General features: G+C 47.5%; 20 protein-coding genes. 7 read left to right on the top strand and 13 right to left on the bottom strand.

Annotation, left to right across the window (positions count from 1 at the left end; genetic code table 11):
- Position 1: 1 nt before the first annotated feature.
- From ACKRDP_RS07830 to ACKRDP_RS07805, 6 genes are read right to left on the bottom strand one after another with little or no spacing between them, the layout of a single operon-like run.
- Positions 2 to 658, bottom strand: coding sequence for a DUF202 domain-containing protein (locus tag ACKRDP_RS07830; protein WP_409154204.1), 657 nt, complete (start codon positions 656 to 658; stop codon positions 2 to 4).
- Positions 639 to 971: an NAD-binding protein gene (locus tag ACKRDP_RS07825; protein ID WP_409154265.1), complete on the bottom strand. Its 333-nt coding sequence runs from the start codon at positions 969 to 971 to the stop codon at positions 639 to 641. The genes ACKRDP_RS07830 and ACKRDP_RS07825 overlap by 20 nt, the downstream gene beginning before the upstream one ends.
- Positions 961 to 2298 carry a cation:proton antiporter gene (locus ACKRDP_RS07820; protein WP_409154203.1) on the bottom strand — a complete coding sequence of 446 codons (1338 nt, stop codon included), beginning with the start codon at positions 2296 to 2298 and terminating at the stop codon, positions 961 to 963. Before ACKRDP_RS07820 ends, ACKRDP_RS07825 begins: the two co-directional genes overlap by 11 nt.
- 12 nt (positions 2299 to 2310) lie before the next feature.
- Complete coding sequence (locus tag ACKRDP_RS07815) at positions 2311 to 3402, bottom strand: acyl-CoA dehydratase activase-related protein (RefSeq protein WP_409154202.1); 1092 nt, start codon at positions 3400 to 3402, stop codon at positions 2311 to 2313.
- Position 3403: 1 nt separating this feature from the next.
- Positions 3404 to 5566, bottom strand: coding sequence for a BadF/BadG/BcrA/BcrD ATPase family protein (locus ACKRDP_RS07810; RefSeq protein WP_409154201.1), 2163 nt, complete (start codon positions 5564 to 5566; stop codon positions 3404 to 3406).
- Between the two features lie 17 nt (positions 5567 to 5583).
- Entirely contained in the window at positions 5584 to 7095 is a 1512-nt protein-coding gene (locus ACKRDP_RS07805) for a hypothetical protein (RefSeq protein ID WP_409154200.1), read from the bottom strand.
- Positions 7096 to 7193: 98 nt separating this feature from the next.
- On the opposite strand from ACKRDP_RS07805, the gene ACKRDP_RS07800 reads away from it, so the two are divergent.
- From ACKRDP_RS07800 to ACKRDP_RS07775, 6 genes are all read left to right on the top strand, one after another.
- Positions 7194 to 7718, top strand: coding sequence for a Uma2 family endonuclease (locus tag ACKRDP_RS07800; protein ID WP_409154199.1), 525 nt, complete (start codon positions 7194 to 7196; stop codon positions 7716 to 7718).
- A 7-nt stretch (positions 7719 to 7725) separates the two neighbouring features.
- Entirely contained in the window at positions 7726 to 8928 is a 1203-nt protein-coding gene (locus ACKRDP_RS07795) for an argininosuccinate synthase (protein ID WP_409154198.1), read from the top strand.
- Positions 8928 to 9584 (top strand): type I 3-dehydroquinate dehydratase, encoded by a 657-nt coding sequence (aroD, locus tag ACKRDP_RS07790; RefSeq protein ID WP_409154264.1) that lies wholly within the window; start codon positions 8928 to 8930, stop codon positions 9582 to 9584. The genes ACKRDP_RS07795 and aroD overlap by 1 nt, the downstream gene beginning before the upstream one ends.
- A 120-nt stretch (positions 9585 to 9704) precedes the next feature.
- Positions 9705 to 10817 (top strand): cytochrome-c peroxidase, encoded by a 1113-nt coding sequence (locus ACKRDP_RS07785; protein WP_409154197.1) that lies wholly within the window; start codon positions 9705 to 9707, stop codon positions 10815 to 10817.
- A gap of 45 nt (positions 10818 to 10862) precedes the next feature.
- A complete protein-coding gene (locus ACKRDP_RS07780) occupies positions 10863 to 11303 on the top strand; it encodes a hypothetical protein (protein WP_409154196.1) in 441 nt (146 codons plus the stop codon).
- Entirely contained in the window at positions 11300 to 12034 is a 735-nt protein-coding gene (locus ACKRDP_RS07775; RefSeq protein ID WP_409154195.1) for an aminotransferase class IV, read from the top strand. The genes ACKRDP_RS07780 and ACKRDP_RS07775 overlap by 4 nt, the downstream gene beginning before the upstream one ends.
- Here the strand turns inward: ACKRDP_RS07775 and ispD are convergent.
- From ispD to ACKRDP_RS07760, 3 genes are read right to left on the bottom strand one after another with little or no spacing between them, the layout of a single operon-like run.
- Positions 12006 to 12647, bottom strand: a complete 642-nt coding sequence (gene ispD / locus ACKRDP_RS07770; protein ID WP_409154194.1) for a 2-C-methyl-D-erythritol 4-phosphate cytidylyltransferase — start codon at positions 12645 to 12647, stop codon at positions 12006 to 12008. The two genes, ACKRDP_RS07775 and ispD, sit on opposite strands and share 29 nt — an antisense overlap.
- Complete coding sequence (locus ACKRDP_RS07765; RefSeq protein WP_409154193.1) at positions 12644 to 13021, bottom strand: hypothetical protein; 378 nt, start codon at positions 13019 to 13021, stop codon at positions 12644 to 12646. Before ACKRDP_RS07765 ends, ispD begins: the two co-directional genes overlap by 4 nt.
- A 10-nt stretch (positions 13022 to 13031) precedes the next feature.
- On the bottom strand, positions 13032 to 14462 hold the full coding sequence (locus ACKRDP_RS07760; protein ID WP_409154192.1) for an aldehyde dehydrogenase family protein: 1431 nt from the start codon (positions 14460 to 14462) through the stop codon (positions 13032 to 13034).
- A gap of 22 nt (positions 14463 to 14484) precedes the next feature.
- Between ACKRDP_RS07760 and tyrS the strand changes: the two genes are divergently transcribed.
- The gene (gene tyrS, locus ACKRDP_RS07755) at positions 14485 to 15678 is read left to right on the top strand and encodes a tyrosine--tRNA ligase (RefSeq protein WP_409154191.1); all 1194 of its coding nucleotides are present in this window, start codon (positions 14485 to 14487) and stop codon (positions 15676 to 15678) included.
- On the opposite strand, the gene ACKRDP_RS07750 is transcribed toward tyrS, so the two are convergent.
- From ACKRDP_RS07750 to rplS, 4 genes are read right to left on the bottom strand one after another with little or no spacing between them, the layout of a single operon-like run.
- Complete coding sequence (locus tag ACKRDP_RS07750) at positions 15656 to 15910, bottom strand: hypothetical protein (protein ID WP_409154190.1); 255 nt, start codon at positions 15908 to 15910, stop codon at positions 15656 to 15658. The genes tyrS and ACKRDP_RS07750 overlap by 23 nt on opposite strands.
- Positions 15907 to 16761: a 16S rRNA (cytosine(1402)-N(4))-methyltransferase RsmH gene (rsmH, locus tag ACKRDP_RS07745; protein WP_409154189.1), complete on the bottom strand. Its 855-nt coding sequence runs from the start codon at positions 16759 to 16761 to the stop codon at positions 15907 to 15909. The genes ACKRDP_RS07750 and rsmH overlap by 4 nt, the downstream gene beginning before the upstream one ends.
- Complete coding sequence (rnhB, locus tag ACKRDP_RS07740; protein WP_409154188.1) at positions 16761 to 17360, bottom strand: ribonuclease HII; 600 nt, start codon at positions 17358 to 17360, stop codon at positions 16761 to 16763. The genes rsmH and rnhB overlap by 1 nt, the downstream gene beginning before the upstream one ends.
- Positions 17357 to 17731: a 50S ribosomal protein L19 gene (gene rplS / locus ACKRDP_RS07735; RefSeq protein ID WP_409154187.1), complete on the bottom strand. Its 375-nt coding sequence runs from the start codon at positions 17729 to 17731 to the stop codon at positions 17357 to 17359. Before rplS ends, rnhB begins: the two co-directional genes overlap by 4 nt.
- Positions 17732 to 17864: the final 133 nt, after the last annotated feature.

Here is a 17864-nt window from a genome sequence, read left to right as displayed (position 1 = left end):
CCTATATTATCCTCAGCACATAGAAGGTGAGCACAAGACAGGCTATAAATATAACCAGTCCATAGGCTTTGTAAAGCCATGTGTGAGTTCTGTAAAAGCCCCTGTCAACCTGCCTTATGGTTCTGTAGAAGTTTAGAGTTCCCAGTATAAGGGTTAGCAGACCTACAACAATAACGAAAACACCTATGCCCACCAGACTGTGATGCTCCTGTGCAAGGTGGATATTGAATACCTTTTCAAGCTGAAGCAGAAAGAACTCAAACTTTTCTATAACGAAGCCAAAGACGATAAGAGCTATGGCTGTTCTTACCCATGCAAGAAAGGTCCTCTCAGCCGCCATGTAGATTCTCGGGTCCGTAACCTCTTTTGGATGCACAGAAATACCTCCTTCTATGTATTCTATGTCGAAGTAGAAGCTCAGCATACCTGCAACTATAAGGAGCACACCCGCAACTGCTGATACTATAGCTACCCAATCAAGTAGCACGGAAACGTGTATTTTCTGCGTGAAAAGCGCAATCGTTTCCAGTTTTCTGAGCACAACGCCAAAGGAGAGTGTATAAAGGGCAAGCCTCATGTATCCCAGATATGTTCTTTCTATAGACATGTAAATGCGTGCATCCTTTGCAGAGGGCAGTTTACCCTTTAGCACCAGCATGGCTTACAAACTCTTTTACTATTTCCTCAAAGGCAAAATAATAAGGATTTATAACACGGTATATGCCAAGCCTTTCTAGCTCCACAGCATCCTTCTGTGAACGAGCCACTGCCATTATCTTGGCATCGTATCCTATCTCCCGGAGAATACTGACAAGAGCTTTTATGTCTTCCAAGGAAGGCACAGTTATGACTACCAGAGCCGCTCTGTGGATAGGAAGTTCTGCCACCGCCTCTCTATCCTCTGCAGACCCAAAGTAGGCAGGAAGCCCCTTTTCTCTGAGCTCTGCTACCCTTGATGGATTATAGTCCAGACCAATAGCGCTTTATGCCCATGTTTCTGCAGTGTTCCAGAAGCTCCGCCCCCAGTCTTCCAAGACCAAATATGATAACATCCACAGGTCTCTCCTCAGAAAATAGCTTTTCAAACCTGAGCTCCCCATGAGGTGTTCTCTTCTCAAAAACATGAAGAAAGGGCTCAAGCCACCTATAGAGCCTTTGAGAATAGAGTATCATGTATGTGGAGAGGGCAATGGTGATTAGTCCCACCATGGTGGTTATACTGAGGGCATCCATGCCCACGTGCCCGAGAGACATACCCATGGCTACAAAGATTATAGAAAACACGCTTAACTGTGCAACCGTGAGCCCTGCCAGAAAGCCCGTCTTTTTTCTGTATCCCATAAGCCCCATGATGACCATAACTATAAGGGGGTTTCCTAGGAGGACAAAGAGGGAAAGGATAAGAGCTATGTGCCAGTCTGCGCGTATAACAGAAAGGTCAAACTTGGTGCCAAGGTCTATGAAGAAGAAGAGGAGTAGAAAATCCCTTATGGGGGTAAGTCTTGCACTTATTGCATCCCTGAAGTGGGTTGCAGACAGGGAAAAACCCGCAAGAAAAGCTCCCAGTTCCTTGGAAAGTTCTAAATACTCTCCAACTGCTGCAAGGCTCACAGACCATGCGATGGCAAAAAGAAGCAGTAGCTCCAGCGAGCCCGCCATGAGTCTGAGAAGTCTATCTGCTATGTATTTCATGAAAACATACACAAAAAGGGCAAGACCAGAAAGCTTTAGAATTACCATAAGCAATATGCCTGTTATACTCTCATCTCCCGAGCCAGTGCCAAAGGCACTCATAACAACAAGAGCTATTATGACTGCTATGTCCTGAACTATAAGGAAGCCTATGGCTATTCTGCCGTGAAGAGTATCTACTTCTTTTTTGTCAGAAAGTAGCTTGACGATTATGACGGTAGAAGAAAAGGTAAGGGCTATGGCAAGGTAAAGTGATGTTACCCAGTCTTTACCAAGAAGGAGTATAATAAAAAACCCTAAAACGCTTGTAAATACTATCTGCCCTAAGCCCGTAGCTACTGCCACACCTCCGAGCCTTTTTACATACTGTGGGTTCAGCTCAAGCCCCACGAGAAAAAGAAGCACAGCCACGCCCACCTGAGCCAGTATGTCCACCGTATCCTGCGCCCTGACAAGTCCAAGACCAGAAGGACCGAGAAGAATACCGAGGACAATGTAGGTAATGATAAGTGGCTGGCGAAGTATCAGACCATGAATACCCAGGACGACAGCCAGAAGAAGGATGAAGGCAAATTCAAAGTAGGTGCTGGTTAAAAGAGAGGGCATCCTATATTTATTTTAGGTCAGAAGTTCTGAGGGGACAGGCTTAAGCCTGATAAGCTTTTTCCTTACTATCTCCTGAGAATACTTCTCCAGATAGTAAACTATTGTCTCCACCCTTATCTTTACGCTACCTGCTGGTTTGGTCTCGTCCAGCTCACCAAACTTGAAAAAGAGGGTTCCAGAACTTTCCACTATTTTCTGAACGGGTGTGAAAGTGGGCTGGTCCATACCGCACTCGTAGCTTGAGAGTCTTATAACCCCGGTAATCCAGGGAAACCTGGCGGCAAACTTGGCACCCCATATTATCTCGTTGGTGTTGGAGCTGTATGAGGATGTCCATACGTCAGAGATGTCAAAGGGGCTTTTTATAATGCCTGCCCTTATCTCGTCTCCAAAAAGCCAGTCAAGAAGCCAGTCATGGAGGGGGAGGTAGTTGTACCAAAGCACTGGATATCCGTAGGGCTGGAACTCTCCGTCTATTTCATGCCCTATTCCAGGGTCCATGTGATATGGTCTGGCAAGCACAAGAAGAGCAGGCCTTTTGTTTTTCACGCACCATTTCATTATCTCAAGGCTCTTCTCCCTCATTTTTCCCTCAAAGGTATCGAGAGCTTTAAAACCCTCTTTCACAGCCTTTGCCGTCTCTTCGAGGGACAGCCCTGGTATATATTCTTTGAGGGATTCCCAGAGATACTTGGGAAGAATTTCAGGCTCCGCAAAGGGAACAAAGGGTGAGACAAACTTTATACCTCTCTGGGAAAACTCATCCTTTTCCCTCAGAAAACCAGCCTTGAGGTTCTCCACGCTCATCATAACGCGCGTGCAGGATAGAGTATCAACCACATGGCCCTTTAGAAAGGAAGGCAGAGAGTAAATCATGGGGACAAAGAGAAGGTTTATGTCCCTGTGAAGAAGCTCGCCCATATGTCCAGCCAGAGCTTTCACCGGGTAGCAGGAGTCCATGGTTATCCTGCCCTTGCCGTATTCCCTGTATTGTTCCTCTGAGGTTTCAGAGCTGAAAACTATCTTACCCACACCTAAGGCGTTGAAAAAGCCCACCCAGAACTGATGGGTTCCCCAGACATTGAGAAATCTGGGAATACCCACCTTAATGGACTTTCTGTCCTCTCGGAACCCTGAAGGCCTCCTTCTTAACAAGGTCAGCGATGTTAGGAAACTCATTTTTTACCCTCTCCATTTTTTCCTTTACTACTTTGAGCTCTCTTTCGTCCTCCACTAGCCCTTTGGGGCAAGCGTTGTTGACTATGAGCCTTACCCAGCCGGGCTGAAGTGGCACTTTGCTCCATGGTCTTCCCTCACCCTCACCGATGTAGACATCTATAAAGCTCCTCTGGCAGTTAACAGGACACCAGTTGCAAACTGTCTCCTTTGATGTGCTTGCCCTGTATGTGAGTTTTTCTACCTTGTCAAAGCCTCTGAAGGAGGTATTTCCATGTTTCTGGTAATATTCAAGGGCAACAAGGGCTGCGCCTATGGCTCCCGCCTCACCGGAGTAGGGATGCACATAGACTTCCGCTTCTGGCACCTTTGACTTTATAAAGTCTATCTGGGATTTTACCACTGCAAGGTTTCTGTGTGTGCCGCCCTGAAGGATAAACTTTCTACCAACATGCGCCAGATTGTTTATGTTGCCCGCGTAGACCCACACGTTCAGGGGAAGCACATAACAGAGTCCTGCCAGAATTTCCTCCGCCTTCCAACCCTTCCTCTGCTGATTTACTATATCGCTCTGAAGGAATACACCGCATCCCATGGTAAAGCCAGGCATGGCCTTTGCAGAAAAGGCCCTGTCCGCTATCTCTGAAAGGGGAATGCTGAACCTCTCCGCCACGCCCTGCAGGAAGGCACCGTTTCCAGAAGAGCACTGGGAGTTGAGCCTGAAATCCACAACAGAACCATTACGCAGGAGCATGATTTTCACATCAACCCCACCCACATCGCATATGCAGTCTGCATCTGGGAAGAAGTGAAGCCCTGCAGTGGCATGTGCAACCGTCTCCACCACTGCCACATCCGCACCCAGCACATCCTTTAAAAGGTCTTTACCGTATCCCGTAAGTCCAAGGGCAAGCACCCTGCCACTACCAAGATATTCCTTTATCTGTCTGAATATCTCCTTTGCATCCTCTATGGGGTTTCCTTTACTCAGGCTATAGCAGGAAAAGACTATCTCCTTCTCAGGTGTGATACAGACCGCCTTTGCAGTGGTAGAGCCAAAGTCACAGCCTATTATGACTTCCTCCACCCGCTTTGGCACAATCTTGTTCTCCACCACATAGGAATATTTTTTCTTGAACTCGAGAAGCTCCTCTGCAGAGGAGGCAAGCCCTCCTTTGCCCTCCTTGAGCTTTTGTTCATACTGGCCCTCTTCTACCCACCAGAGAAGTTTTTCCTTGCCTCTATAAACTTCTCCTTCCTCCTCAAGAGCTGTAAAAATACATCCCAGAGCAGCATAATAGAGGGAATTTTCGGGCACAAAAACAAGCTCTTCCATCTCCTCCCTGCTGAAGTCTCCCACACCTCTTTCCTTCCACAGCTTTTGAAGATGCACCCTCCATGCCTCCTGAAGACCTCTGAAAAATAGGTTTGGACCTCCCAGCAGAAGAACCTTTGGAAGAGGTGTGTTCCCCTTGGTAAGCTGGGAAAGATTCTGGTAAACAACTGCTTCAAAAAGGGAGGCTATTATCTCTTCTGTGGGAACGCCTGCCTTGACGAGAGAGTTCACATCCGCCTCCGCAAATATGCCGCACTTGGAGCTTATCCTGTGAAGGGTATAACCCTCGTAGCCCATCTGTGATAGGACTTCAGGCTGAATGCCCAGCTTTCTGGCAGACTTTTCTACAAAAGTTCCCGTTCCACCCGCACACACATTCTGCATGTAAACCTGTCTGTTCTTCTTTCCCTCCTGTTCCTTTATGAATATGGTCTTCATATCCTCCCCACCTATCTCGCTTACAAACCTCACATCAGGATGGAGCCTTTCCACCGCGGTGGCAACCGCAACCACCTCCTGCACAAAGCGGGCACCCATGAGCTCTCCTAAAAAGCCACCACCTGAACCGGTAATATAGACCCTGTCCCTCCCGGGTTTTAAACCAAAACTCCCCTCAAGTCTGAGCAGGAACTCAAGAACCTTTTCAGCCTGCTTTGTGTTGTGCCTCTCATAGGCTCTGTCAAGTATGTTGCCTTCTTTGTCAGTCAGCACATACTTGCAAGTGGTGCTACCCACATCTATTCCAAGCAAAAGCATGCCTTACCTCCTTAGAACTATATCTTTCCCATCAGCTTTGCCACATGCATCGCGTAGTTGCTGGCAGTGCCTGCATAGCCGTAGTGGGGCACTCTGTAGGTTGCTTTCCTTAGCTCCGGATGGTCTTCCTCAAAATTCCTTATTTCCTCTACTGTCAGACCAGTCTTTTCCAGCACCTGTTCAAATTCCTCCTTTGCCCTTCTCTTTGCCTCGGTGAGTATCATCTGACACCTTGAGTAGGCATGCACCTCTGCATCACCCTTTACTTCAATGGGTGCATAAAGAAGGTCCGGATAATCTCCGAGCACCTTTGCCATTGCGCCAACAGACATGGTGTTGGGAAGACATCCGTAAGGGGAAAGCTCACATATCATGTGCGCCTGTTTATTTTTGTAAGCATAAAGGGCTTTGCCGATAAGCATGTGACCCTCACCACCTGTGAGTCTGTAGTGGAAGTAAGGCCTTGCAAGGTCTTTGAGCTTTCTCTGGTCTGGCATGGGGTTCGGTATGTTGTTCAGGGCTTTTCTGAGCTTGTTGTAGACCATTCTGTAAAGCCTTGCTATGCTTTCTACTGCAAACTTTTTAAGATAATACTTTTTCACAAAGCCCTTTGCGTCTTCCAGTTTGAAAAGTTCCATGTTTATCAGATAGTCCATCCATACTGCCACAGGTGGAGGTATGACCTCCGCCCCTTCCTTTTCAAGCCATCTTTTCATGTTATAGTTGCCATCCCCTTCGTGGGTCTGCAGCCAGAATTCACCTGTTATCTTCACCCTTGGCTTTACTCTCAGCCTGTCCACTTCAACCTCATCCCATAGCCTTCTCACTTCTTTCAGGGCATCCACGAAATACCCTGTAAAGACATGCCACAGGAGAGAGTCGATTTTCTTCCCCTTTATTGGTCTGTTCCTGAGTTTCTCATACAGCAGTTCCACACTGTCTTTCACAACGGCATCAGTAGACCCCTCAACCACCTCATAGGGCCTCGTTGCGTGCTCCATGTCAGTTATAAGGTCTCCGTAGAACATGGAATAGACAAGCCCGAAAGTAAGTGGCATGCTTATCTCAAGACCACCACCGGGTGCTGACTGCTCCATCTGGAGGAGGTCAAGGAGGAAAAGCCTGAAATCTTTAAGATTCATGCCTTCAAGAACTCTCTCGTAGGATTCATGATACTGGCCAAATCTGCAGGGTCCGCAGGCTCCAATGGTCACAAAAAGGTAGTTGTTCTTTAAAGCCTCCTCGCCCTCCTTCTCCTTCAGTGTCATGAGCGTCCTTGCCAGATTACCCGCGGTAAAGGTTGTTGGGCAGCAGGCACCCACATCTATAAACTCCTTACCTATGTCCAGGTCCTGTCTCTCTATCTGGGGAAGGGGCATGCTCCTGTAGCCCATCCTTTCAAGAGAACCCTGAATGAGCCTTTCATGCTTCCATGTAAGCCCACCAAAGAGTATGGTGGTTCTTGGCCTTTCTTCCTTTGTGAAGGGTCTTGGTCTGTAGGCTCTATAGTGAAGTTCCTTTGTTCCCATGATGAGCCCTCCTTTGGTTTTTTAAAAATTTATACCTTGTGGGTAATTTTTCTTTATGCTCTGTATCATATATGGAGCCCCATGCCTATATTTAAAGCATGGGTCTGGCTGAAAAGTATCCAGTGAGATATACAGTAGAAGACTGGAAAAGCTGGCAGGGAGACTGGGAGCTTGTTGAGGGCATCCCCTACGCCATGGCTTCGCCAAGACCGATTAATCAGGTTCTACTCTCAAGGCTTGTGCAACTGCTCGGTAATCTGCTTGATAAGGAATGCTCAGAGTGCTTTGTTGCTGTGGAGCTTGACTGGTATGTATCTTATGACACAGCAATAAGACCAGACCTTATGTTGTTGTGCGGGAAAATTCCTGAGAGAGTGGAAAGAGCTCCAGAAATGGTTGTTGAAATAGTTTCACCTTCCAGTAGGCAGATGGACGAAGGGCTAAAGTTTGAACTCTATGAAAGGGGAGGTGTGAAGTATTTTGTGCTTGTCTATCCCGATGAAAAAACTGTGAAGGTTTTTGAGCTTATGGAAGGCAGGTATGGAGAAAAGTCTGACAGAGGGTTCAGATTTGGCAAGTGTGAGATAGATATCAACTTTGATAAGGTCTTCCAGATGTTATAATAAGCATATGGCTAAAAGAGTAATTCTCGCCTACTCTGGTGGACTTGACACTTCTGTAATAGTTCGCTGGCTCACGGACAGAGGCTACGAGGTAATAACTTACACTGCAGATGTGGGTCAGGGAGAGGAACTTTCCGAAATACCTCACAAGGCAAAAGCCTCTGGGGCGGTTGAAGCTATAGTAGAAGACCTCAAGGAAGAGTTTGCAAGAGAATACTGTCTTCCAACACTCAGAGCACTTGCCCTCTACGAAGGAAAGTATCCTCTTACCGCAAGCCTTTCAAGACCACTAATAGCAAAAAAGCTGGTGGAATATGCAGAAAAGTTTGGGGCAGACTATGTGGCACATGGCTCCACTGGTAAGGGGAACGACCAGGTAAGGTTTGAAGCCTCCAGTTGGGCTCTGAACCCGGACCTTGAGGTGCTTGCACCGGTTAGAGAATGGGAGTTCCGTTCAAGGGAAGAGGAGGTAGAATATGCCCTCAAACACAACATACCGGTAAAGGCTACAAAGGAAAAACCCTACTCCATAGACAAGAATCTCTGGGGTATTTCCATAGAATGCGGACCCCTGGAAGACCCGTGGACAGAACCTCCAGAGGATGCCTTTGAATGGACCATATCTCCAGAAAAGGCTCCCCAGGACCCGAAGTATGTGGAGATAGATTTTGAAAATGGTGTGCCCATCGGGCTAAATGGAGAGAGATTTGAAAGGCTAAGTGAGCTGATAATCAGGCTTAACGCAATCGCCGGGGGGCACGGAGTTGGTCGCATAGACATGGTGGAAAACAGGCTTGTTGGTATAAAAAGCAGAGAGGTTTACGAAGCTCCCGGTGCGTTAGTTCTCTACGAAGCTTACAGAGACCTTCTTTCCCTTGTGCTTGACCGTTTTACCTTCCATTACTTTTTAAATCACGTGCCTCACGAATATGCAAAGGTAGTATACGAAGGGCTCTGGTTTTCACCCCTCAGGGAAGCACTGGATGCCTTTACAGAAAGAATCGCAAGGTATGCAACGGGCAGAGTAAGGCTGAAGCTTTACAAGGGTAGCCTTCGCGTTGTGGGCAGAAGCTCACCCAACAGCCTCTATGTGGAAGACCTCGCCACCTACTCAGAAAAGGACGCCTTTGACCACAGAGCCGGTGCAAACTTCACAAAGGTCTTTGGTCTGCCTCTGAAGGTGCTGGGAAGAAGAGTAAGAAAGAAATGATGCTCATAGCTGTCCCTCTCTCCGACAGGGGCTTTGAAGAAAATCTGAAACTTTGCAGAGAAAAAGGTGCGGACATAGTGGAGCTGAGGGTAGACCTTTTTGAAAAGAAAGACCCTCAGTTTGTGCTGGATTGTATAAATAAGGTTCATAGGGGTGGTCTTAAAAGCATACTTACAGTCAGAAGTGAAAGAGAAGGAGGCTCAAGAGTTGAAAACAGGCTTGATATATTCAAAGCATGCTCACCTTACAGCGACTACACAGACATAGAGCTTTCCTCTCAGGAAGTGATATCTCAGGTCAGAGACACGGTAAAGTCCGCAGGTAAAAAACTCATAATCTCCTACCACAACTTTGAGCTCACACCTGCCAACTGGATACTGAAAGAAATTTTCAGAGAGGCAAGAAGGTGGGGTGCAGATATTGTGAAAGTCTCCGTCAGAGCCAACTCCTATGACGATACAGCAAGACTTCTCTGTCTTGGCAAGGAAGAGGAAGGAGACAAAATCCTTATAGCCATGGGTGAATACGGTAAAGTTTCAAGGGCTGCAGGTTTTGTGTTCGGCTCTGTCATAAGTTATGCCTTTGTGGGTGCTGCAGTGGCACCGGGGCAGTTAACTCTTGAAGATGCGGTAAGGCTGAGAAGTCTGCTTTTATGATGTTCATATCCCACTGAACCCGAATACCCCTTGCAAAGTTTTCTCATTAGAGATATAATCTATAATAATGACCTTAGTCATTTTTTACATGATAAAAGAATTTTATAAGGAGGTGGTGCAATGAAGAAGCTGCTTCTGAGCGCTGTAATGGCGGGTATTGTTGCAGGCGCAGGTGTCTATGCCCAGAGCAAAGGGAAGGCTCAGGTTCCACAGCCGCAGGACGAGGATTCCAAACTTCTGGAGCAGGCAAGACAGTTCTTCCAGCCATTGCCCGCAGTTGTAGACAATCCTCAAAACCCTATAACCAAAGAAAAGGTGGAACTTGGTAAGATGCTCTACCATGACCCGAGACTTTCAAAAAGCGGTCTCATAAGCTGCAATACCTGCCATAATCTGGCAACCTATGGTGTAGATAATCTCCCCACATCCGTGGGACATGGTTGGGCAATAGGTCCGAGGAATGCGCCCACGGTGTACAACGCTGCCCTTCACATTGCACAGTTCTGGGACGGAAGGGCAAAGGATGTGGAAGAGCAGGCTCTCGGTCCCATACTCAACCCTATAGAGATGGCAATGCCTTCGGAAAAGGAAGTAATGGAAAGACTCAGGTCCATACCTGAATATGTGGAGATGTTCAAAAAGGCCTTCCCCAACGAAAAGGAGCCCCTCAGGTATGAAAACATAGGTAAGGCAATAGGTGCCTTTGAAAGAACGCTGGTAACACCCTCAAGATTTGATGAGTTTTTGAAGGGCAACACAAAAGCTCTCACTGCAGAGGAAAAGAAGGGATTAAAACTTTTCATGGAGGTGGGATGCGTTGCCTGTCATTCGGGACCGGCACTGGGCGGAAACGCCTTTTTTAAGTTTGGCCAGTTTGTGGATTACTGGAAAGCAACCACACCATACGTGACCCTTGATAAGCCTACCATACCCGTTGACCTCGGAAGGTTTGCTGTAACCCATAAGGAAGAGGATATGTTCGTGTTCAAGTCGCCTTCCCTCAGGAACATAGAAAAAACTTACCCTTACTTCCACGATGGAAGTGTATGGAGGCTTGAGGATGCAGTGAAAATCATGTCCGAAACCCAGCTGGGAAGAAAACTGACCGATGAAGAGACTCGCCAGATAGTAGCCTTTTTAAAGTCCCTTACTGGTCAGATACCCAAGCATGCCCTTGAGTTGCCAGTTCTGCCAACATCCACAGACAGAACTCCAAAACCTTCTGCAAAATAAAAAAACACTGGGTCCCTAGCGGGACCCTTTATAATTGATACAAGCATGTTCTTCTGGTTTTCTATACTTCTGATATTTGCCTTTGCCCTTGGTGAAAACCTGGATAGACAGCTTCTTGAATTTGAAAATCTGCTTCAGAGGCACGGACTTCGCTTCAAGAAGAAAAAGTCAGTAGAGGAGGCGGTCTACGCCCACAGAAACGTCACCCTTAGAGTGCAGTATAACCACAGGGTGCACTTTATGAGTGCGTGGATAGTGCCAAGAAGGGATTACAGAGATAACAGGCGGACTCTTGATTTCCTGTCCTATGCTGCAAAGACCTTCTGTATGGCGGACGAAAAACAAGTTGCAGACTTCAGAGACCGGGTGGCTTATTCCATAAGCCACACAAAAAGCACACCTCTCACAGTGGGCAAGTGCTCTGGAGAGCTCCGCCATGTGGCGGAGTTTATGAACTGGGAACTTATCCTGAATATAAGAGAATGACCAACCGCACCCTACTCTTTGGCGAAGGTCTTTTTGAAACCATAAGATGGAGGCCTTCAGAAGAAAAACTTAGGCTGCACTATGAGAGGCTCTCCTCCTCTGCAGGCTACCTTGGCATACCCTGCCCCACCTATGAGGAATTCATCAGAGACCTTCTGCAGGTGGCAGGGAGCAGGGATGGGCTTTATCTGAAGTATTTGCTAATTTCAAAAGGCGGAGACTTCCTGACAGACAGACCATCCTCTCATGGCACGCTTATAATTGCAAAAAGTCTGAAGCCTGCACCCCTCAAAGTAAGACTGTGTCTTTCTTCCTACAGAAGACACTCTTCCGACCCAGTGTGCAGACACAAGACAACCTCTTACCTTTTTAACCTTCTTGTTAAAAGAGAGGCTAAAAGGAGAGGTTACTGGGATGGTGTTGTATTGAACGAGAGAGGTCATACATGTGAAACGTCAACCGCAAACCTTCTTTTTTTAAAAGGCTCAAGGTTATACACGCCTGCGAGGGAGTGTGGACTTCTCTGGGGAACTACACTTGAATTTCTGAGCAGGCGACTGGAGGTAAGAGAGGAGTATCTGGAGCTTTCAGCCCTAAAAAGTTGCGATAGCCTCTTTGTGTTGAACTCTCTTGTCCTGTGCGCAGCGGTTGAAGAGATGGATGGAGAAAGGCTGAGGGTTGATAGAGATGCCCTTGAGGAAATCAACCGTATCCTAAAAGCCTCCCAATAGCCTCCGCAAGAAGCATATCCTCAGGATAGGTGACCTTTACGTTGGTTACTTCTCCCTGAACAACTCCCACCCTGTAGCCATACCTTTCCAAAAGCTGGGCATCATCAGTTACAGAAAAGCCCTCTCCCCTTGCCCTGAAATGGCAGTCAAGAAGAACCCTTCTTCTAAAAGCCTGAGGAGTCTGAGAAAGCCACAGGTTTGACCTGTCTACAGTCTCCACCACCATACCATGAACCACTCTTTTTACAGTATCTCTTATGGGCACTGCCGGCACCTTACCTTCAAATTCCCCCAGTTGGGAAACCTTCAAAAAAAGCTCAAGGCTTGCAAAGGGTCTTGCACAGTCATGTATGACCACCACCTCCCCCTGAGCCTCAAGAACCGCATTAAAGACCGAATCCTGCCTCTCCCTTCCACCGGGAACCTTCCTTACACCCTCAGGGACGCTTATGCCCATATCCTCAGAAGGCAGAACAAGAAGTGTTTCATCAAACCTGCCAAGAAGCCTCTCAAGGGAATGCATGAAAAGGGGCTTCCCGAGAAGTCTTTCAAACTGCTTTTTTCTGCCAAAACGCCTTCCTTCCCCTGCAGAGAGAAGAACAAGGCTTATCATTCTTCCTTGAGCCTTTCAATCCTTTCCTTTAACTCCTCTCTCAGCTCCTCCACTATGGGGTTCTCAGAGGAAAAGAAGTATTCCCCGTCTATGTCAAGCACCATGGCGAGAAGATAGAAGCCTTTGACCTCATTCTCAAGGGCTTCCCTGGTGACTCTGTCAAGGAGCTTTTTTACGCTTTCAGGGTCTTTCATGTTAACTCTTATATCCACAAACTCAAATTCTTCCACATCTATCTGATTGACCGGCAGGTCCTCTCTCTGCACATACACGGGTGAGTATATGCAGTATACGGTATGCTCACCCACAGCCCTATCTTTCAGACCTTCAAAGAGCCTTTCCACGTATGCCCTTACCTGATGCCTTACACTCATGGGGAATATTTTAGCTCAAATCAAAGACCACCATCTTTATCTCCGTATAATCCTCCACCGCAAAGCGCGGTCCTTCTCTTCCTATGCCTGAATACTTCACTCCCCCATAGGGCATGTGGTCTGCCCTGAAGTTGGGACCTTCGTTTATGAGCACGCCTCCTGCATTGATTTTTCTTATGAACTCCCATGCTACTCCTATATCTCTCGTAAAAACACCCACCTGAAGACCGTATTCTGAGTCGTTGACCATCCGTATGGCTTCTTCCACCTCCCTGTAGGGATTTACCACCACCACTGGGGCAAAGGCTTCCTCCCTGAAAAGCTTCACATGAGCCGGCACAAGGGAGACTATTGTAGGGGAGAGAACTGTCAAAGCCCTGTCTCCACAGGATACACCACCCGTCACAAGCCTTGCACCCTCCTGAAGGGCCTCATCTATCCACTCCTGCACCCTCTGAACTTCAGAGAGGCCTATCATGGGACCCACATCCGTGTCTTCCTGCATGGGGTCTCCCACTTTAAGCTTTTCTACCGCATGCTGAAGCTCCTCAAGAAAATGGTCAAAGAGCTCCTCATGAACAAAAACCCTCTGCACAGAGATACATACCTGACCCGCTATGGCGTAGCCGCCAAGGACTGTTTTATGCACAGCCTTTTTCAAGTCTCCGTCTTTATGAAGCACTATGGCTGAGTTAGAACCCAGCTCAAGAACCACCTTCTTTATACCTGCCTGTCTTGTTATTATCTCCCCTACCTTTCTGCTTCCAGTAAAGGAAACAACCCTCACATCAGGATGGGTAGTCATAGCCCTTCCCACATCGCCATAACCGGGCAGTATGGAAAGAGCCTGTGGTGGCAGTCCTGCCTCAAGAAGAACTTCTCCCAGCATGAGGGGCGTGAGGGGTGTTCTTTCTGAGGGCTTGAGAATTACCGCATTGCCACAGGCAAGGGCTGGTGCCACCTTGTGCATGGAAAGGTTCAGGGGAAAGTTGAAGGGCGTTATGGCACAGATTACGCCCACAGGCTGGCGTATGTAGAAACCCACTTTGCCCCTCCCGTTGGGATGTGCGTCCATGGGAATTACTTCACCACCTACCCTTTTTGCCTCCTCTGCAGAGAAGATAAGGGTCTGGATGGCACGCTGGACCTCCGTCCTTGCCTCCCTTATGGTTTTTCCCACCTCAAGCACCAGAGTTCTTGCAAACTCCTCAGACCTTTCCCTCAGAAGCTGGCTTGCCCTCATAAGTATTTCATACCTCTCGTAAGGTGTCAGGGAGGAGAGTCTTCTGTGTCCCTCCTTTGCCAGTTCTACAGCCCTGTGCACATCTTCCTCCATAGCCCTTGAGACCTCTGCCACAGTCTCACCTGTGTAGGGATAGACTACCGGCATCTTCTCCTCTTTTGAAACCCATTCTCCACCAAGTAAAAGCTCTGTTCTCATAGGTTATAATTTTAATCCCATCATGCTCAGCCCAGAAGAACAGCTCAGGCTCATAAAGCAGGGAACCGTTGAGATAATTGAGGAAGAAGAACTCCTTAAGAAACTCAGAGAGGGCAGACCACTCCGCGTGAAGGCAGGCTTTGACCCCACAGCACCTGACCTGCATCTTGGGCACACGGTTCTTCTTCAGAAGATGCGTCAGTTTCAGCAGCTCGGGCACGAGGTCTATTTTGTCATTGGGGATTTCACCGCCATGATAGGAGACCCCACGGGCAGAAGCGAGACAAGGCCACCCCTGAGCAGGGAAGAGGTGCTTGAAAACGCAAAAACCTACGAGCATCAGGTCTTTAAGGTGCTCATACCAGAAAAAACCAGCATAGTCTTCAACAGCTCGTGGCTCTCAAACCTCGGAACAGAGGGCATAATAAGGCTTGCAGGTCAGTATACTGTGGCAAGGATGTTAGAAAGGGATGACTTTTCAAAAAGGTTCAGGGAGGGAAATCCCATATACATTCATGAATTCCTCTATCCCCTGCTGCAGGGCTACGATTCTGTCTTTTTAAAAGCGGATGTGGAGCTGGGTGGGACAGACCAGAAGTTCAACCTGCTTGTGGGCAGAGACCTTCAGAGAGCCTACGGTCAGGAGCCTCAGGTGTGTATCACGCTTCCCCTCCTTGTGGGACTGGATGGTGTGAGAAAGATGTCCAAGTCTTACCGCAACTATGTGGGCATAACAGAAGAGCCTGAGCAGATATTTGGAAAGCTCATGTCCATCTCCGACCAGCTCATGTGGGATTACTACCTTCTCCTTACAGATTACACACAGGAACAGGTAGAGGAGCTTAAAAAGAGCCTGCATCCCATGGAAGCCAAGAAAAAGCTTGCCTACTACATAGTTTCCCGCTATCACTCAGAGGAGTCCGCAGACAGGGCTCTTGAGTTCTTTGAGAAGACCTTCTCCCATAGGGAGTTTCCAGAAGATGCACCCCTTATAAAGGTTCCTGCGGGCTACCGCCAGAAGGCTTATGAACTTCTCTTTGAGCTGGGTATTGAGCCTTCAAAGAACTCTGCAAGAAGGCTTATAGAAGGTGGTGGGTTAAAGCTTGACGGACAGAAGATAGAAGACCCAAACCAGGAGATTGAGGTATCCAGAGAGCTAAAGCTTCAGGCTGGCAAGAAAAGGTTTTACAGAATTATTCCTGAACAGAAGACCTGACAACCTTTACCCTGTTCCAGTCAACGGGGCTGAAGCCTGCAGATTCTGCATAGCTCTTTACAGTTCTGTAATTCACATACTTTTCTATCTCTGCCTTAATCGTAAGGCTCTTTTCCTTTTCTCTTTTCAACTCAGAAACCTTTCTGGCATAATCCCTTGCCACATCTATGCTGTAAGCGGAATAGAGAAAGTTTAGCAAAAGGAGAAGTGAGGCTGCGAGAAAATATTTCATGGCTTTTCCCCCGCTCTCAGTTTTGCACTTCTGCTCGCCGGGTTTATCCTTACCTCTTCCATAGTAGGCCTTATCGGTTTTTTTGTCAAGGGTTTAAGGTGGTCTTTTATAAAGTTCTTTACAAGCCTGTCTTCAAGGGAATGGAAGGATATGACCACGAGCCTTCCACCAGACCTCAGAAATTCAAGAGTTTTATAAAGGGCAGTCTCAAGACTTTTAAGCTCCTGATTTACCTCCATCCTTATAGCCTGAAAGACCCTTGTGGCTGGATGTATCCTCCCGCCTCTATAGGGCAGGACCGAGGTCACCACCTTTACAAGCTCGCCAGTGGTTTCTATAGGCTTTTTTGACCTTGCGAGAACTATTGCCCTTGCAACTCTTCTTGCGTATGGCTCTTCTCCGTATTCTCTAAAAATTCTCTCCAGCTCTTTCTCTGGATAAAGGTTCACCACATAGTGAGCAGTAAGCCTGTCCTCTGGGTTCATCCTCATATCCAGAGGCTCATCTCTCTGAAAGGAAAATCCCCTGGGGCTTTTAAGCTGGAACATGGAAACACCAAGGTCAAAGAGGAAACCGTCCACCTGTGAGAGCCCCTCCATCCTCAAGACCTCATCAAGGTCTGAAAAGTTGGCGTGATAAAGGCTGAACCTGCCTTCAAAACCCCTCAGGTTCTCCTCTGCAAGCTCAAGGGCATGAGGGTCTCTGTCTATACCTATGAGAAAAGCCTGTGGATTTTTCTCCAGTATCCTCCTCGCATGCCCCCCGAGACCCAGGGTGCAGTCCACATATAGCCTTCCACCGTTGCCAAGAAGAAAGTCTGTAGACTCCTCAAGAAGAACGGGAACATGCATCAATCTTCAAAGAGACTCATCTGCCTTATGGGAGAGAAGCTCCTTCTGTGTATAGGACTTTCCCTGTATACACTTATAGCCTTTATATGCTCCTTTGTGGCATACCCCTTGTGTTTTGCAAAGTTATACTGGGGGAAAAGCTTATGATAGTGCTCCATTATCCTGTCTCTGAGAACCTTTGCCACAACGCTGGCACAGGCACAGCTCAGGCTTTTCTCATCACCCTTTACCAGGGCTATACACTCATAGCCCTCCACTGGCAGGTAGTCGCTTATGACTACATGAAATTTGTGTTTCAGGTCTGCCAGAGCTCTTTTAAAGGCAAGCTGATTTGCCCTGAGAATTCCCATCCTGTCTATGAGAGTGGAATCCACCACCGCAGTGCCTATGGCGAGGGCCTTTGATTTAATGAGTTCATAAGCTTCCTCCCTTTCCCCAGGATTCATAGCCTTTGAGTCCCTGTCTACAAGGGGCTCGCTAAAGGGTGGAAGTATCACTGCACAGGCTACGAGAGGTCCGGCAAGGGGTCCTCTCCCAGCTTCATCTACGCCGGCCACCAGCAGGCCCCTTTCCCAGTAGGGCCTTTCGTGATATGTCATGCCTTCTTTTTGAGCTCCCAGGGCTTTATCTCCCTTATCTTACCAACCGCCTCTTTACCCCTGTATTTACGCAGGAAGTAGAGCCTTGACCTTCTAACCTTTCCGTATTTGACCAGCTCAATCTTTTCAATGTTGGGGCTGTAGTATGGGAAAGTCCTCTCAATGCCAACACCGTAAGACTCTTTTCTCACGGTAAAAGTCTTGCCAATACCACTACCCCTTATCCTTATCACCACACCCTCAAAGGGCTGAGTTCTTTCCTTTTCACCTTCCACTATTTTGTAGTGAACCTTTACTGTGTCACCCACCTTAAAAACCGGGTATTCTTTCCTCGGAAGGTATATTTCCTCAACCTTCTGAAGGATACTCATGGTCAGGACCTCCAAGTATATTAAGATAGGAAATTATATCATAAATAGCATTATAATAACCCGAGTTGCAAGTTATAAGAAATTATGGTAAAAAAAAGCTCCCCATGGAAAACCCATAGGGAGGATTAAGATG

The organism is Pampinifervens navoyensis (assembly GCF_046159715.1).
In the GTDB taxonomy this organism is placed as follows: Bacteria; Aquificota; Aquificia; order Aquificales; family Aquificaceae; genus Pampinifervens.
This window is presented reverse-complemented; position numbering and strand designations above follow the sequence as displayed.

Excerpts from the sequence above, each read along its gene's own strand:
- ACKRDP_RS07775 (WP_409154195.1), top strand. The coding sequence starts at position 11,300 with ATGACCAACCGCACCCTACTCTTTGGCGAAGGTCTTTTTGAAACCATA.
- ACKRDP_RS07805 (WP_409154200.1), bottom strand. The coding sequence starts at position 7,095 with ATGGGAACAAAGGAACTTCACTATAGAGCCTACAGACCAAGACCCTTC.
- ACKRDP_RS07765 (WP_409154193.1), bottom strand. The coding sequence starts at position 13,021 with ATGAGTGTAAGGCATCAGGTAAGGGCATACGTGGAAAGGCTCTTTGAA.
- ACKRDP_RS07830 (WP_409154204.1), bottom strand. The coding sequence starts at position 658 with ATGCTGGTGCTAAAGGGTAAACTGCCCTCTGCAAAGGATGCACGCATT.
- aroD (WP_409154264.1), top strand. The coding sequence starts at position 8,928 with ATGCTCATAGCTGTCCCTCTCTCCGACAGGGGCTTTGAAGAAAATCTG.
- rnhB (WP_409154188.1), bottom strand. The coding sequence starts at position 17,360 with ATGACATATCACGAAAGGCCCTACTGGGAAAGGGGCCTGCTGGTGGCC.
- ACKRDP_RS07750 (WP_409154190.1), bottom strand. The coding sequence starts at position 15,910 with ATGAAATATTTTCTCGCAGCCTCACTTCTCCTTTTGCTAAACTTTCTC.
- ACKRDP_RS07820 (WP_409154203.1), bottom strand. The coding sequence starts at position 2,298 with ATGCCCTCTCTTTTAACCAGCACCTACTTTGAATTTGCCTTCATCCTT.
- ACKRDP_RS07780 (WP_409154196.1), top strand. The coding sequence starts at position 10,863 with ATGTTCTTCTGGTTTTCTATACTTCTGATATTTGCCTTTGCCCTTGGT.
- ACKRDP_RS07760 (WP_409154192.1), bottom strand. The coding sequence starts at position 14,462 with ATGAGAACAGAGCTTTTACTTGGTGGAGAATGGGTTTCAAAAGAGGAG.
- ACKRDP_RS07800 (WP_409154199.1), top strand. The coding sequence starts at position 7,194 with ATGGGTCTGGCTGAAAAGTATCCAGTGAGATATACAGTAGAAGACTGG.
- tyrS (WP_409154191.1), top strand. The coding sequence starts at position 14,485 with ATGCTCAGCCCAGAAGAACAGCTCAGGCTCATAAAGCAGGGAACCGTT.
- ACKRDP_RS07795 (WP_409154198.1), top strand. The coding sequence starts at position 7,726 with ATGGCTAAAAGAGTAATTCTCGCCTACTCTGGTGGACTTGACACTTCT.
- rsmH (WP_409154189.1), bottom strand. The coding sequence starts at position 16,761 with ATGCATGTTCCCGTTCTTCTTGAGGAGTCTACAGACTTTCTTCTTGGC.
- rplS (WP_409154187.1), bottom strand. The coding sequence starts at position 17,731 with ATGAGTATCCTTCAGAAGGTTGAGGAAATATACCTTCCGAGGAAAGAA.
- ispD (WP_409154194.1), bottom strand. The coding sequence starts at position 12,647 with ATGATAAGCCTTGTTCTTCTCTCTGCAGGGGAAGGAAGGCGTTTTGGC.
- ACKRDP_RS07810 (WP_409154201.1), bottom strand. The coding sequence starts at position 5,566 with ATGCTTTTGCTTGGAATAGATGTGGGTAGCACCACTTGCAAGTATGTG.
- ACKRDP_RS07785 (WP_409154197.1), top strand. The coding sequence starts at position 9,705 with ATGAAGAAGCTGCTTCTGAGCGCTGTAATGGCGGGTATTGTTGCAGGC.